Below are 15,128 nucleotides of genomic sequence, written 5' to 3'. Positions count from 1 at the left end.
CTGCTAAGTCAGTTACATAATGTAGGGTACTTTTGTTTTCTGGGCTATCTACCGTATCAAAACTAACGTCTTTACTGTTTTACTATTAAGACTATTGTTAATACTAATGCGTAAATCATGAAACATTTCTGGAGCGGTTTTACATTCTTTTGCATTACTCCCCTTTCCTATACAAGATTTAAAAATATTTATTAACTTAGAAATTTTAGGCATAATTATTTTTTTAGTTATTTTATTAAAATTCCATGTTTCATGGTATTTTTGACTCGACATTATATTAATATATTTTAATAAAGTCAATGTGAATGGTTAATTTTTATGAATTAACCAATTAACAATATAACTTAAAAATTCTTTTTTCTTGAATCTATTTATAATATAGTAATAGGCATATTTAATATTTGTAGAGGGAGTAATGAAACAAAATCCAAAAATCTCATTAATAGGTAGCGGTAACATAGGTGGTACACTTGCTCACTTAATTAGCCTTAGAGAACTCGGCGATATCGTGTTATTTGATGTGACTGAAGGAGTACCGCAAGGAAAAGCATTGGATCTCATGCAAGCCGGTACAATAGCCGGGTCTGATATCAAAATAAAAGGCACAAACGACTATAAAGATATTGAAGGATCTGATGCCATAATTATTACTGCCGGTTTACCAAGAAAACCAGGGATGAGTAGAGACGATTTAATTAGCATTAACACCGGTATTATGAAAACGGTTGCAGCAAATGTTAAAAAATACGCTCCTGATGCCTTTGTAATAGTAATTACCAATCCACTTGATGTTATGGTATATGTCATGCTTAAAGAAAGCGGATTGCCTCACAATAAAGTAATCGGTATGGCAGGAGTACTTGACTCATCAAGATTTAATCTTTTTCTTGCTGAAGAGTTTAAAGTATCGGTTAGCAATGTTAATAGCATGGTTCTCGGCGGTCACGGCGATGCTATGGTACCTCTTGCAAGATATTCTACAATATCAGGCGTGCCGATACCTGACTTGATAAAAATGGGCTTATCAAGTAATGAAAATATTGAAAAAATAATCGATCGTACTAGAAACGGCGGCGGTGAGATTGTTGCATTACTTAAAACAGGTTCTGCTTATTATGCTCCCGCAGCCTCAGCAATAGAAATGCTTGAGTCATATTTAAAAGATAAACGTCAGATTCTAACTTGTGCCGCTCATTTACAAGGTGAGTACGGCGTACATGATTTATATGTCGGAGTGCCTATTATGATCGGTAAAGAAGGTGTTCTAAAAGTAATAGAACTGCAGTTAACCGCAGAGGAAAAAGCACTATTTGATAAATCAGTCGAGGGAGTTAAAAAACTCATTGAGACGATAAAATAAATGATAAAATTATATTATTGAAGCACAAATGCAACAAGATTTAAAATATTGAATTAATACTAATTATTAGTATTGTTACATAAATGGTATTACATTTTGGTTTATTTTTATTAATAGAGGGAAATTATGAAACATAAGAATGAATTAGACCGGCTAAAAATTAGTATTTTAGAAACAGATAAACTAGCTATAACACGTACAACTAATTTTATAGAAGCTCTAATAAACAAAATAGACCCTAGAACGCCGGGACCGTATGTTTCTCAACAACAAGCTAACTTCAAAGTAACAAATGATAAAAATATACAGGGTGCTAGTAAAGAAATTTATTTAAAAAATCTACCTATTAGTATTGGTAAAGTTGAAGGCTTTAAGGAAGACGGAAAAGGTAGAAAAACAAAGGCTCAACTTGATATCCTAATATCCCCTTCAGATTTTTCAGCATTATTAAGACTAAGTAATTCATTACCGATCACTAATGAGCAAGAACTAGAAATAAAGGGCAATATTAATCTATTGCAATTGATGGAAGAAGTTGTTCAGAAAGTAGGGGCAAAGAGCTTAAATATAAAGCAAGATAAAAAAGTACTTACCTCACAAAAAAACGAACAAGCTATAACACACGGTCAACAAAAAGTAGAACTTAGCCTTAAAGAAGAAATAATCAAGTTAAGGGAAGCAGTTCAAGAAACAATCAAAAATCCAACTAATAATGAAGAATTTAATAAGACATCAAAAGAAATTTTAGGTTTGATTAATAATATCAACGCTCATCAACCATCTAGATTACAGGCAGCTAGAAATAAAATCCTGAGTAGCGGAGAAAGCCCTAATACTAAAAATACAAAAATAGAGGGATTTTTTCTTGAACAACATGAATGGGATAAATTTCAAGAATTAAGAGAGAGATTACAAAAAATAAAAGAGCCTAGAGAAAAATTATATGAAATGAAAAATTTTTATGATGTGATTAATTCATTAGATAAAAATATCATTCTAGGCGTAATACAAGAGAAACAAAAAGTGCAACAAGCGTCCAATCAAAAAGCGCAAGAGATTATAAGAAGTAAATTTTTATACCTTGATAATGCCTGGGATTTTTCAGATGGTTTACAAAATTTATTTGAGAAGTTAAAAAATAAAGAAGCGACAGGGGAAAAAGAACTTATAGAAGCTTCTAAAAATATACTCAGCAAAAGTATATCAGTAAATAAAAATTACTTCCGTAATACTAATAATTCAAGCGAATTAGATTTACAATATAAGATGTTGTTAAGATAATATCTCGCAAAATATAAAGGAGGCTCTAGTCTTATATGCCAGAAGTAATAACAATAACAAGATTGATATATTATCCAAATAAATTTATATCAAATTTAATCAAGCAAAATGAATCGGTACTACAAAAAGAAACAGGTAAATATTCTCCTTCTTTAGAAACTATACCTGAAGATTCTATACCTAAGTTATCACCGGCAATAGTACATTCCTCAACAGAACTTTTTGCAAAACTAGAAAATTCATTCAATGAACTAGCACAATTCACTGATAAAATATTAATAGATACCGGCAAATCTTATGTACAACAGGCAAATATTAATCCTCAATCTAATACCGTTTCTAGATCTTCTTCTATTGATTCAGGAATAGCCTCAAGTCAAGAAGAATTATCTACCACATTTGGAAAAAGCAGCTCTACTAATTTAATTGAAGCTCTTTTTAGTACAAGCGAAAATTTTATCAAATTCAAATATAGCAAAAGATAAGTTAACGGTAACAAAAGAACTACAAAAATCTATCCAACCAAAAGAAGTAAGCAATGAAAGACTTACTCAAGAAGAAATAGATAATATTTATAAGACACTAGATTTGAAGAAATTAAGGAATATGAAAAGAGCGACAATTCACGTGTTCCTCGTTTACTAAATAAAAATTACTATAAGCTAACTGATCCTCGTGAGGAGCGTAGAAGCGATAATATCGCTTTAGAGCAGGATGATACTGGAATGCTAACTTACTGATACTGATTTAGAGTGGGATGACACCGGAATACTGCCTCCTGCCCAAAATAGTGCCGTTTCAGATAAATTAAAAGAAGCAGTAGATGATTATATATCTGAGCTACAAAATGAAAAGCTATCTAAAGATACATCCCCGAAACAAGTTGAGGCAATAACTCATCCAATGCAGGAAGCAATACCGACTCCTCCTGCTCTTTCCTGGAATACTCATCCTATATTCGATGATACAATAAAGTTCTTAAAGAGGTTTAAAGAAGAGATCGATAAATTTCCACAAGATTATACTAAAGCCTCTACCATACCTCTATATTGAAATAATGTTAATAGAAATTTAGGAAGAAGTGAATTTTTAGTAAGTATGGTATCAACTTCTCAACAAGATGAGAGAATTAATGATATATTAGATAAACTTCAAAAAATTTCTACTAATTGTAGTAAGATAAGTAATAATGATGATAAATTTAATAAAGAGATTAAAGCATCTTTTGTAGAAATTAATACCACATTAAAAAATATAATGGAATATAAAGGACCCGAAATAGAATATTTAAATTCCAATATAGAAAAAGTTTAAAAGAATTTATCTAATTTAGAATCTTTGACTTATGAATTATCTAAAAATACATCTCCGAAACATATTAAGCAATCAACCCAAGATCAACCTAAAATATCTACAGGAGCAGTTACCGGTATAAAAGATAGAATAGCAAAAATTGAAGCAGACTCTGACAGCAAAATCAAAAAATACTGGACAGAAGAAAAGAAACAGACTGTAGAAAAACAACATGAAAATACTCAATCTGACTATATAACTCCTCAGAAAAATTTTGAGTTTGAAAATCGAGGTAAAGAAATTAAAGAGAATAGTACCAAAAATTTAATAAACAAATTTGAAAAAGGCTTTGATAGTAAAACAACAAGATACTGGACATCACCGGCGGGATAGGATAAATGGGAGGAAGAAAAACAGAAAGGTATAGGAAAAGAGAATGAACTAATAAGACCTCGTACAAAATTTGCAATAGAACATTCTAAACATACTCAATCTAAAGAGCCTATATATCATCCAACTCCTGAAAAATTGAATATTAACGAAATAACTCACGATTTAAAGCTAAAAGGCAATACAAAAAACTTAAAAGACAAATTTGAAAACTTAGCAAAAGAAGCGAAGCAAATTGGGACACAAGCACAGCAACGCTCCAAATCTTCAAGTAGTCCTAGCATAAAACCTACAGGTTGCAGTAAAGACGGAAGAAATATATAAGGCAATTGATGTTATTCTTGTTTTTGGGTCTTGTTGCATGGCTCGTTTATGTCATTTCCGCGGAGGCGGGACTCCAGTAAAAAAAACAAGTTTTTTATGTGTTTATTTTGTCAAATATATCAATATTGAAGTTATTTTGCTAGATCCCCGCTTTCGCGAGGATGACATTGAGTAGGTTTTTCAAGCCATGCAACAAGACTTTACTGTTGTGAGGATGACATCCTACGTAAAACCAACACTGTACTCATTAATATTATAAGCAAAAATATGAAAAAGCTTAAAGTGAGAGATAGTGACTTAAAATTTTGCCATAACAACATACTAAAGAAAGGAGTAGTTGAGGATAGAATAATACCTCCAAAAGAATGTGATAGACTATAAAGCCTCATTTTAACATTAGTCTTAAATAAGGATTGAACAATAATTTGTAGCGGTACTGCATAAAATGCTGCAAGTCCTATTAATATAACGGGACAGAGAATATTAAATATTTGTTTGTATAACATTATTTGCATTCCTAAAGCAACAATAATGCTGACAAATAAAGCCCATGTAATCTGTCTTAAAGAGTTTATTTTATCGGCAAACAGCCCTGCAAAAACAGCTGATATTCCATAGGTAGTAGTAAGAGCTATATTCATAAATCTTATTTCAGGATGATTTATAAGAGCTATTTTTGTTAAAAAAACTCCTAAGAAAATTACTAAAAAGTGATACACTCCCCCAATAGCACCGTTTATTAGTAATGCTATTATAACGGATAGTTTATTATTCCATATAATTTGCCGCAAGGTACTTTTTGATGACGTTCTTAAAAACTCGCTACTTTCTTTAAAAAAATTTCTCATCAAAATAGCAAATAAACCAAATATTGCACCAATAAAGAAATTAAAACGCCATAAATATTGGATATCGGAATTACTAGCGTAATAATAAGCTATAGCCGCAAGTAATGCACCTATTTGGCTACAGCATGAAACTATTCCTATATTTAAATTTTTCTGATTATCTCCTGTTTTTTCAGCTACATAAACCTTTATTCCGTCAACTTCTCCGGCAAGGCTTGCTAAAAAAACCATTCGACATAATGTTAGTATTACCGTAGCAAAAATACCTATTATCTCAAAGGAAGGAGTAATAGCAATTAATCCGGTAGCAATGCTACTCATGCACATTGATATCTTGATAGATTTAGTACGCCCGTATTTATCTCCGATAAATCCAAAAATTAAGGACCCTAAAGGTCGTACTATAACAGCTGCACTAAGAATAGCAAAAAAACCAAGTAGTTGTTTATCCTGCTCTATATTAGGTAAGAAATTTTGTGCAAGAATACTAGCCGATAAACCGAATAGAGCATAATCATAATAACGGATAATCGTTGTAAAAAATGCAACTAAAAAAGCTGAATTAGACATATAATATTTTCTTTTTGTGGCAACAGCATATGATACCAACTATTTAGGCTGTGTGAAAGAAAATTAATTTAATCTATTTTTACTCTTTGCGTCTACAAATTATAAGATTTTTTTGAAATAGGAACAACTACAACATAATTTCAATATAGAAATCTTTTATATTTATTTTACTATTGTAGTTTTAATTATAATATTTTATATTTGGTATATATTCAATTTTTAACCGTTTTAAAAATATGCACTTAGAATATAAAGTTACTATATCTGAAAATGGCAGAATAAATATTCCTGCAAAAATTCGTGATCAATTACATCTTGCTTCAGGAGATCAGTTAATGCTAATACTTGATAAAGAATTAACATTGATTCCTCTAAAAAATAAAATTAAAGAATTTCAAGCATTAGTAAAATCTAGAAATAAAGATAACATATCATTAGTTGACTCTTTAATTGAATCAAGAAGAAAGGAATTTAATAATGAATAAATATATTTTAGATTCATCTGCTTTACTTGCATTATTTAACTTAGAAACTGGTAGTGACAAGGTCGAAGAATTATTACCGTTATCTATTATGTCTACAGTAAATATAGCAGAAGTAGTAGCTGAACTAGATAAAAAATTGAACATATCTTTTATTCAAAGTAAAGAAATGATCTCAGCTTCCATAAATAAAATTGTAGCCTTAGATTTTGATCAAGCTATAGAAATTGGACGCTTAAAGAAAGAAACAGAACAATTTGGCTTATCTCTTGGTGACAGAGCTTGCATTAGCCTAGGATTAATTACAGGCTATCCTATATATACTGCAGATAAAATTTGGGCTAAACTGCAATTAAATTGTAAAATCGTTCTAATTCGCTAAGCTCTACGAAGATTTCTAATTGATTTGCTATTTTGAGGTATTTTTTAGCGAAAATTAATAAGATTTTTGAAAGAATAGCTACTCCTATTTCAAAGAAACCTTATAATTTGCAGCAAAAAATAACCAAAATTAAATCTTCTTAGAAATCTTCATAGAGACTAACAGCTCATTTTATGATAAAATTTGAAAAAAGAGCCATTATGATACTATAATAATTACCTTCCTCTTCCTGAGTTTTGCTTTTCTATTTTTGCTCTTCGTGCTTTCATAGCCTTTGCTAGTTCTTCTTTATGCTGATCTCCTCCTTGAGGCATTTGTTTACCAACATCCTTTGCCTCTTTTTTATAGTTTTTGGAATTGATATAGGTGGTGGCGGAGGCGATGGGGGAATAGGAATACCGCTTCCAGGCATTAGAGGCGGCATCGGTATAGTACCGCTAGGCATAGTTGGAGTATTTTTTGAAGATTGATTAACAGCTTCTGCTTGCTGCTGCTTTATCTTCTCTTCTTTCATACGTTTTATAGCTGCTAATGCTCCTTGTTGCTATAAATCTGCAGCTATCGGCTCTCTTTTTGTAGCAGTTAAGTGTTTATTTTTATTATCAAACTTTTGTTCTCTATCGGAAGCACTATTAATAGTATTATGTTCTTTTTCTATAGCCTTAAATTGATTATTAATAGCTTCTAATTCTGCAGCGATTTTCCATCTTTCTTCTCTAGTAATATTAGAATTAGCTTTTTTTTCTTCAAGCCACTTTTTCCTCTCTTCTAGTTCTTTCTGTTTTTGCTTTAATTCTTCTATACGTTTTGCATGATTATCTATTTTTTCTTCTGTACTTTTTGTTTGCTGCTCGAAAAAATCCTGTACTTGTCTGCTTTGAACTTTTTTCTTTAACTCTTCATCAAAAGAAAGCGGTTTATTTCGTACAGGCTGTCCTAAATCAGAATGTATTAGATCGTCAAAATTTTCTCTAGAAGCTAACGGTTTTTTACTGGCATTAGGTATTTGAGGATCATGTTTTCGTAAATCTTTTGTAATTTCTTGTATATTTTTATGAAGTTCTGTAATCGACGCCACTTTACCTCTCACAAGTTAATTGATTTTAAAGATATAGTAATTAAACCTCGTTTATAGCTTCAACGCAAGCAAAAGTTGCTATTTTTAGTATTTCATTAGCTGTTGCTGCAGCTTGAAGTATTTGAACGGGTTTTTCAAAACCGTTTGTTATAGGACCTATAAAGCTGTTTGACGAAAATTCTTGTAACAACTCAGTAGAAATAGCAGCTGAATTTAAACCAGGCATAATTAATACATTTGCAGATCCTGATAATCTACAAAATTTATATAATTTACGTAAATCACCATCTAAAGCCACTTTAACCGACATCTCTCCGTCATATTCAAAATCTACCTTCATGCCGCTCAGCTCTTCTTTGTCCTTGCTAAAATTATCTAGTATATTTACTGCTTCACGAATACGAGCTGTTTTTGCCTTAGAAGAATTACCGAATGTTGAAAAAGAAAGAAGTGCAACACGAGGCGTGATTCCCATATTTTTAGCAATTTCTGCAGTTTGGGTTGCTATTTGTGCAAGTTCCCAACTGTTTGGATATTCTGTAATACAATTATCGGCAATAATAATATTATTATCTTTAGCAATCATAATTGAATAGCCAAGGATGCTACGATTAGTTTTTGGTGAAATGACTTTCATGATATCTTCTAAACTATCGATATAACTTTGTGTAACACCGGTTAGAAGAGCATCACCGTCACCGCATGCTAACATACAAGCAGCGAAAATATTCTTATCAGTTTTAACAAGCTTTGCACAATCACGGTATAAATAACCTTTTCTCTGAAGTCTTTTATATAAATAATCAGTATATTTCTCTAAACTATCGCTTACGGCCGCATTCATTATTTGAATTCCGTCTAAGCTAATATCTTGACCTATCTTTTTTAACATAGCCTCAATTCGTTCAACACGACCAATTATAATCGGATGACCGTATTTCTTGTCTCGCATCATAAGAGCGGCAGAAATTACTTCTTCTTCTTCACCTTCAGCAAAAACAATCCGTTTAAGCGGTGCATTATGAATTTTTTCAGCTAAGAAATTCATATAGTTAGCAGTAGGATTTAATCTGCTACCTAATTCTTTCTTATATTTACCTATACTAAAATCTTTAACCCTAGCAACGCCGCTTTCTATTGCAGCAACGGCAACCGCCACTGCTACTACGGTAATTAAACGAGGATCAAACGGTACAGGAATGATATATTCCTTACCAAAAACCATCTTACGCCCTGAATAAGCTTTATACACCTCTTCCGGTACAGGTCTACGGGCTAAATCTGCAATGGCTTTTGCTGCAGCTATTTTCATTTCCGTATTAATAGTCTTAGCTCTTATATCTAATGCTCCTCTAAAAATATAAGGAAATCCCATAACATTATTAATCTGATTATTATAATCAGATCGCCCTGTTGCTATAATCGCATCATCGCGTACAAGTTGTATATCTTCCGGAGTAATTTCCGGATCAGGGTTAGCCATAGCAAAAATAATCGGATTACTTGCCATTCTACTCACCATATCTTTAGTTACTGCGCCTTTTACCGATAACCCTATAAATACATCAGCGTTATTTAAGCTTTCCGCTAAAGTTCTAAACTTGGTATCACTTGCATATAGCTCTTTCCATTTATTCATACCTTCTAGGCGTCCTTTGTAAACAACGCCTTTAGTATCACATACAATAATCTTTGATTTATCAGCTCCAAGAGCAATTAATAAATCAATGCAAGCAATAGCTGCTGCACCTGCTCCGTTAACTACGATTTTTAAATCTTCAAGCTTGCGATTAGTAAGATACGCAGCATTTATTAGCCCTGCGGCGGTAATAATCGCTGTTCCATGCTGATCGTCATGAAAGACCGGTATATCCATTAAAGATTTTAATTTTTCTTCTATAATAAAACATTCCGGAGCTTTAATATCTTCAAGATTAATACCCCCAAAACTATAACTGAGATACTTCACGGCATTAATAAATTCTTCAGGATCTTCCGTATTCACTTCCAAGTCAATTGCATCAATATCAGCAAATTTTTTGAATAGTACCGCTTTACCTTCCATCACCGGTTTTGAAGCGGCAGCTCCTAAATTACCAAGCCCAAGTACGGCAGTACCGTTAGAGATTACGGCCACTAAATTACCGCGAGCAGTATATTTATATACATCCTCTAAATTTTTAGCAATTTCAAGGCAAGGAGCCGCAACCCCTGGGGAATAAGCAAGTGATAAATCTTGCTGAGTAACTAAAGACTTTGTTGCAGAAATAGCGATCTTACCAGGCTTATCTTTTTCATGATATTCAAGGGCCTCAGCATAATTTATTTTATTCATTTCATCCATTTTAGAAATTCCTGTTTTATTTGTTTGTTTTAGTTTTTCGTCATTGCGAGCAGACGCAATAGGCATCGACGAAGCAATCTCAGGCAACATTCCTGAGATTGCCACGCTCCTTTCAGTCGCTCGCAATGACGTGGTAAATTCACCCCATTATATACATAATAATTGATATAGTAACTACCGAGAAAAAAGTAGTAAATGTTATAATCGACGCCATAGAATCAGGATCACCGTCAAGTTGACGAGATAAAACATAAGCCGTACTCGCACATGGAAGGCAGCTATATAATATTCCTACCGATCTATCTAATCCGTCAATAGACATTAACCATAGTACTACTACACTAACTAGAGGAAATGCAACTAATTTAACAAAGCTTGTAAACATTACATTATGTAAAAGCTCTTGTCTAATAGTAAAATTAAGCCCTGCCCCAACATTTAGCATACCGATAGCTAAAGCGGCATTAGAAAGGCTATCTAACGTTTTCTTAAGCCCTAAATGTAATTCAAGATTTGAGTAATTAAAAACGAATCCTACTAAACTTGCGATAATTAACGGATTACGCACAATTAATTTCATCATTAAAACAAAACTAGTGCTAATAGTATTAGTCACGGATTTATTAGGGATATAATAAGCGAAAATCATTACCGATAAAATATTGGTAAAAATAATCATATAAGAAGAAATAATGGCAACGATTGAAAGTCCGCTAGAACCAAGCAAGGGGCTACTTACCCCAAAAAAAATGTAGCTATTATAACGAATCGATCCTTGAAAAATGGAAGTAAATTGGACTTTATCTATGTTGTATTTTTTTTGGTAAATTATAAGACCGATTGATACAAGAATAGTGGATATAATAAGAGCCACTACTAATTTAATTATGGGTGCAATGCTTAAATCGGCAGTAGATACGTAACTAAACAACATGGCAGGAAATAGTACAAAATACGATAATTTCTCAATACCACGCCAAAATTCTTCTGAAGTTAACCATTTATTTTTGATAATACTACCAAGCAGCGTAATTAAAAAAATAGGTAACGTACTACAAAAAATTTCATTCATTTGTTAATAGTTTTTATTTTAACGTCATTGCGAGGAGCGAAGCGACGTGGCAATTTCGTCCAACTTCCTGAGATTGCCACACTCACTTCGTTCGCAATGACGCTTAGATACCCATGCGGGAATGATATATAGGCTACAACTGCCCTTCAACCAGCTTTTTCATTTCCTGCACCCCGTAAAGCTTTATAAAAGTCCCAAGTCTTGGACCTTCATTCTGTCCAAGCAATATTTGATATAAATCTTTGAAGTAATCACGCAGATTTTCATATCCTGCTTTCATTCCTATATCATATATTGCTTTCTGAATTGCTTCAGCTTCGGTTTGATCAGCTATATCAGATAACATATCTAATATATCCTGCAAAATAACCTTATGCTTTTCAGAAGGAGATAAATATGATTTATGTGCTTTAATAAAGTCATTATAATATCTTATAGCAAATTCTGCTAAATGGTCAAGATAAGGGTTAGTATTTGGAGTTGCTTTTGGCTCATATTTGCTAATAAATCCCCAAAGCACCGATTTATCCGAAGGATTACACACAGAAGTAAGATTTAAAAGCAACGAATAGGTAATTCCAAAAGTCTCAATTTTCGGTACATTTCCGTGATGGATGTGATAAACGGGATTTGCAAAACGCTTTGCCCTGTCCTCTTCTAAATGATATTTCTGGTTAAAAGTAATATATTCATCAACATTTTTAGGAATTACATCAAAAAACAAACGCTTAGCTCTAGTCGGATTTTGATACATAAATAATGCCATACTTTCAACAGGAGCATATTTAAGCCAATCATCAATGCTAATACTATTACCTTTTGATTTTGATATTTTCTCACCGTTTTCATCTAAGAATAACTCATAACATAACTGCACCGGCGGCTTTCCTCCTAGGATTCGGCAAATTTCCGAATAAAGACGAGCATTTGCCAAATGGTCTTTGCCGTACATCTCATAATCGACTTTAAGCGCAGCCCAACGCATACCAAAATCCGGCTTCCACTGTAATTTGCAATGCCCTCCCGTTACCGGTACTTCTATATAATTACCGGCTTTGTCTTTATACGTTACAGTGCCTGCTTTAGCATCCCATTTCTCTATAGGTACTTGCAGTACCTTACCTGTTTTCGGACATATAGGCATGAAAGGTGAATAGGTAGCCTTGCGCTCTTCTCTAAAAGTCGGTAGCATTAGCTCCATTATCTCGTCATATTTCTCAAGCACCATTATCAGCATCTCATCAAACATACCAGCTTTATAACAGTTAGTACTGCTATAAAATTCATACTCAAAGCCGAATTTATCAAGGAATGAGCGAAGCTTTGCATTCATATAATGCCCATAACTTTCACATTCACCGAATGTATCAGGGATAGAAGTAAGCGGCATATCCATATACTGTGCCACCATTTCAGGATTTGGGATATTGCTAGGTACTTTACGAAGCCCGTCCATATCATCGGAAAAGCAAATTAGTTTAGTCGGAATATCGGATAATTGCTCAAATGCTTTCTGTACCATCACCATACGGGCATTTTCACCAAAAGTACCGATATGAGGTAAACCTGAAGGACCGTAACCCGTTTCAAATAATACATACCCCTTCTCAGGAATTTGACCGTTTAAGCTATCTAATATCTTCTTAGCCTCAACAAAAGGCCACGCGTTTGACTTAATAGCATCTTCCCAAATTTCTGACATTGATTTTTCTTGCACTTTAATTAATAATCAGTGACAATATACCAAATTTATTTATTTGTAAAATATCAAATTAAACGCCGTCATTGCGAGGAGCGAAGCGACGTGGCAATCTCATCAAACTTCCCGAGATTGCCACGCTCCTTGCAGTCGCTCGCAATGACATTAAGAACAAAAAAAACATGCCATTTAATACTATTATAAATTACATCAGAAAAGATAGCTATAAAGTTCTACATTTAGGACTGATCGCAATTTCTATAATAGCACTTTCTACCGCTTATATTGCTGAATATATATTCCATTATACACCCTGTCCTTTATGCGTTTACGAACGATTTCCCTATTTAACCCTAATCAAAATTTGCTTAACTGCTTTAATCATCCGACAGTTAAGTAAATATACTTTAATATTCATTCTCCTAACTATCCTTAGCTCTTGTATATTATCAACCTATCATAGCTTCGTAGAAAGAGGCATAGTACAACCAAGTGCTCTTTGTTCATCAATGCTTCATATCCCGAAAGGCTTGTCTATACAACACATCAAACAAATGTTCTACTCGCAGCCAATCACGTCCTGCATGAAACCCGCCATCAAAATCTTTGGTATTTCTATGACAGAGTATAATCTACTCTTAAATATCGGTCTTCTAATCTGTTTACTCCTCGTTTGGTTTTATCCAAAATCTAATAAATAGTTAAAAAATTAACTATTGGATTGCAGAAATTCAAAATATTATGTATAATGCTCACACGACAAAATAATATTTAAACATAAAGGAATATTTATATGATGAATCAACCAACAAATAATGCTAATTACAGACTTCCAGACGGTAGTACGGTTTTACATAATGCAGCAACGTATAGGGAATGTAAATAATGTTAGACTTTTACTTTCACAAGGTGCCGATGTTAATGCTTTAGATGCTAAAGGAAAAAAACTATAGATTATGCATCTAAACCAGAAATTAAAGAAATACTAACTGATTCCGCTAATACACGCTCAGCACTACCTGAATTCAAAGCAGAACAAAAGCTTGCTGAGATGAAGAAAAATATTAAAAATGAGGATGATAAAAATAAAATTATCAACGGATTAATTATGAATCCTGAATTTTATTCTGATATAGATGATGTTACAAGAGAGAAATTAATAGAAAAACTTTTTAATTATAATTTAACGATAATAATCCAGTAATAGCTCCGGTAGCAGCACCGGCACCAGTAACAACCACTACTTCTACAGAAATAGCAGCAGAGGACAATGTACGTGCACCAAACCCTGAAATATATGACACCTTAATTGAAGCTGAAGACAACCGTACACCGTTTAGTATAGCAGCCTCAGCTGGAAATGCAAATATTGTTCAAAAATTAATTGAGCAAGGTCATAATGTCAACGCTAAGGATGAACAAGGAAATACGGCATTATTTTATGCAAGCACTAAAGAAATAGCTAAAATTTTATTAGACAAAGGGACAAGTTTTGAAGTTGAGCATAAATATCTATACTCACCTATACATTATGCGGCAACAATAGGAAATAAGAAGCTTTTTACTTAAAAAAAATGTGGATGTTAATACTAAAGATGGAAAGGGACGTATACCTATACATTATGCAACTTATTCTAAACAGCACGAAATAACTCAAATTTTATTACAACCCGGCAGTGAAATTGATACAGTAGACAATTATGGCGGCACACCTTTTTTCTATTTGCTACTAAAGCATGAATCAGGTCAAAATAAAACGTTACTGGACTTCTTTTTATGTTAATCTTAAGATTAATGCGTGTGGTGAGTCAATTTTTAATCACGCACTAACATCAAGAGATAAATGGTTACTTGAGAAGTTAAGATCTAAAGGTGCTGATATAGGACGACAAGGCGTTCTATTGCATAATCCATTCGATCACAGTATAGCAAAACTTGTAAAGATAGGTGTTGATAAAGAAAAGATAATTCTCATATTAATGAGCAATTAAAAATTAACACCATA

20 protein-coding genes are annotated in these 15,128 nt (G+C 32.8%); 14 read left to right on the top strand and 6 right to left on the bottom strand.

The window, feature by feature from the left end; genetic code table 11:
* The first annotated feature begins 415 nt into the window (after positions 1–415).
* The 7 genes from mdh (at position 416) to RSL_RS02665 (ending at position 4,648) form a co-directional block, all read left to right on the top strand.
* Entirely contained in the window at positions 416–1,360 is a 945-nt protein-coding gene (gene mdh, locus RSL_RS02695; protein WP_014273420.1) for a malate dehydrogenase, read from the top strand.
* Positions 1,361–1,486: 126 nt separating this feature from the next.
* Positions 1,487–2,641 (top strand): hypothetical protein, encoded by a 1,155-nt coding sequence (locus RSL_RS02690; RefSeq protein WP_014419788.1) that lies wholly within the window; start codon positions 1,487–1,489, stop codon positions 2,639–2,641.
* Between the two features lie 35 nt (positions 2,642–2,676).
* A complete protein-coding gene (locus tag RSL_RS09520) occupies positions 2,677–3,126 on the top strand; it encodes a hypothetical protein (RefSeq protein ID WP_014419787.1) in 450 nt (149 codons plus the stop codon).
* A 418-nt stretch (positions 3,127–3,544) separates the two neighbouring features.
* The gene (locus tag RSL_RS09890) at positions 3,545–3,694 is read left to right on the top strand and encodes a hypothetical protein (protein WP_014419786.1); all 150 of its coding nucleotides are present in this window, start codon (positions 3,545–3,547) and stop codon (positions 3,692–3,694) included.
* Between the two features lie 45 nt (positions 3,695–3,739).
* A complete protein-coding gene (locus tag RSL_RS02675) occupies positions 3,740–3,955 on the top strand; it encodes a hypothetical protein (protein WP_014419785.1) in 216 nt (71 codons plus the stop codon).
* A gap of 24 nt (positions 3,956–3,979) precedes the next feature.
* The gene (locus RSL_RS02670; RefSeq protein WP_014410616.1) at positions 3,980–4,327 is read left to right on the top strand and encodes a hypothetical protein; all 348 of its coding nucleotides are present in this window, start codon (positions 3,980–3,982) and stop codon (positions 4,325–4,327) included.
* Positions 4,328–4,462: 135 nt separating this feature from the next.
* Positions 4,463–4,648: a hypothetical protein gene (locus tag RSL_RS02665; RefSeq protein WP_014419784.1), complete on the top strand. Its 186-nt coding sequence runs from the start codon at positions 4,463–4,465 to the stop codon at positions 4,646–4,648.
* Positions 4,649–4,848: 200 nt separating this feature from the next.
* Here RSL_RS02665 and RSL_RS02660 read toward each other — a convergent pair whose 3' ends face one another.
* Positions 4,849–6,066 (bottom strand): MFS transporter, encoded by a 1,218-nt coding sequence (locus RSL_RS02660; RefSeq protein ID WP_014273419.1) that lies wholly within the window; start codon positions 6,064–6,066, stop codon positions 4,849–4,851.
* 236 nt (positions 6,067–6,302) lie between these two features.
* Between RSL_RS02660 and RSL_RS02655 the strand changes: the two genes are divergently transcribed.
* The 3 genes from RSL_RS02655 (at position 6,303) to RSL_RS09885 (ending at position 7,400) form a co-directional block, all read left to right on the top strand.
* Positions 6,303–6,551: an AbrB/MazE/SpoVT family DNA-binding domain-containing protein gene (locus tag RSL_RS02655; protein WP_010977150.1), complete on the top strand. Its 249-nt coding sequence runs from the start codon at positions 6,303–6,305 to the stop codon at positions 6,549–6,551.
* Entirely contained in the window at positions 6,544–6,930 is a 387-nt protein-coding gene (locus tag RSL_RS02650; protein WP_012150708.1) for a type II toxin-antitoxin system VapC family toxin, read from the top strand. The genes RSL_RS02655 and RSL_RS02650 overlap by 8 nt, the downstream gene beginning before the upstream one ends.
* Positions 6,931–7,244: 314 nt before the next feature.
* Complete coding sequence (locus RSL_RS09885; RefSeq protein ID WP_231287754.1) at positions 7,245–7,400, top strand: hypothetical protein; 156 nt, start codon at positions 7,245–7,247, stop codon at positions 7,398–7,400.
* A 74-nt stretch (positions 7,401–7,474) separates the two neighbouring features.
* Here the strand turns inward: RSL_RS09885 and RSL_RS02640 are convergent, their stop codons facing one another.
* From RSL_RS02640 to RSL_RS02625, 4 genes are all read right to left on the bottom strand, one after another.
* Complete coding sequence (locus RSL_RS02640; protein ID WP_014419782.1) at positions 7,475–8,008, bottom strand: hypothetical protein; 534 nt, start codon at positions 8,006–8,008, stop codon at positions 7,475–7,477.
* Between the two features lie 40 nt (positions 8,009–8,048).
* Positions 8,049–10,352, bottom strand: a complete 2,304-nt coding sequence (locus RSL_RS02635) for an NADP-dependent malic enzyme (protein ID WP_014419781.1) — start codon at positions 10,350–10,352, stop codon at positions 8,049–8,051.
* Positions 10,353–10,491: 139 nt separating this feature from the next.
* Positions 10,492–11,424, bottom strand: coding sequence for an AEC family transporter (locus tag RSL_RS02630; protein ID WP_010977145.1), 933 nt, complete (start codon positions 11,422–11,424; stop codon positions 10,492–10,494).
* A gap of 133 nt (positions 11,425–11,557) precedes the next feature.
* Complete coding sequence (locus RSL_RS02625) at positions 11,558–13,126, bottom strand: lysine--tRNA ligase (RefSeq protein ID WP_004995948.1); 1,569 nt, start codon at positions 13,124–13,126, stop codon at positions 11,558–11,560.
* Between the two features lie 179 nt (positions 13,127–13,305).
* On the opposite strand from RSL_RS02625, the gene RSL_RS07600 reads away from it, so the two are divergent.
* Positions 13,306–13,824, top strand: a complete 519-nt coding sequence (locus RSL_RS07600) for a disulfide bond formation protein B (RefSeq protein WP_012736929.1) — start codon at positions 13,306–13,308, stop codon at positions 13,822–13,824.
* A 471-nt stretch (positions 13,825–14,295) separates the two neighbouring features.
* Here the strand turns inward: RSL_RS07600 and RSL_RS09880 are convergent, their stop codons facing one another.
* Positions 14,296–14,448 carry a hypothetical protein gene (locus tag RSL_RS09880; protein WP_014419780.1) on the bottom strand — a complete coding sequence of 51 codons (153 nt, stop codon included), beginning with the start codon at positions 14,446–14,448 and terminating at the stop codon, positions 14,296–14,298.
* Between RSL_RS09880 and RSL_RS09875 the strand changes: the two genes are divergently transcribed.
* From RSL_RS09875 to RSL_RS09125, 3 genes are read left to right on the top strand one after another with little or no spacing between them, the layout of a single operon-like run.
* Positions 14,378–14,692: an ankyrin repeat domain-containing protein gene (locus RSL_RS09875; protein WP_324602881.1), complete on the top strand. Its 315-nt coding sequence runs from the start codon at positions 14,378–14,380 to the stop codon at positions 14,690–14,692. The two genes, RSL_RS09880 and RSL_RS09875, sit on opposite strands and share 71 nt — an antisense overlap.
* A gap of 7 nt (positions 14,693–14,699) precedes the next feature.
* Positions 14,700–14,906, top strand: coding sequence for an ankyrin repeat domain-containing protein (locus RSL_RS10640; protein ID WP_014273414.1), 207 nt, complete (start codon positions 14,700–14,702; stop codon positions 14,904–14,906).
* A complete protein-coding gene (locus RSL_RS09125) occupies positions 14,860–15,114 on the top strand; it encodes a hypothetical protein (protein WP_014419779.1) in 255 nt (84 codons plus the stop codon). Before RSL_RS10640 ends, RSL_RS09125 begins: the two co-directional genes overlap by 47 nt.
* The last annotated feature ends 14 nt before the right edge of the window (positions 15,115–15,128 follow it).

Origin of the sequence: Rickettsia slovaca 13-B, assembly GCF_000237845.1 — a bacterium.
GTDB classification, from domain to species: domain Bacteria; phylum Pseudomonadota; class Alphaproteobacteria; order Rickettsiales; family Rickettsiaceae; genus Rickettsia; species Rickettsia rickettsii.
Note: the sequence above shows the minus strand (reverse complement) of the source record. Positions and strands in the feature narration are given on the sequence as shown.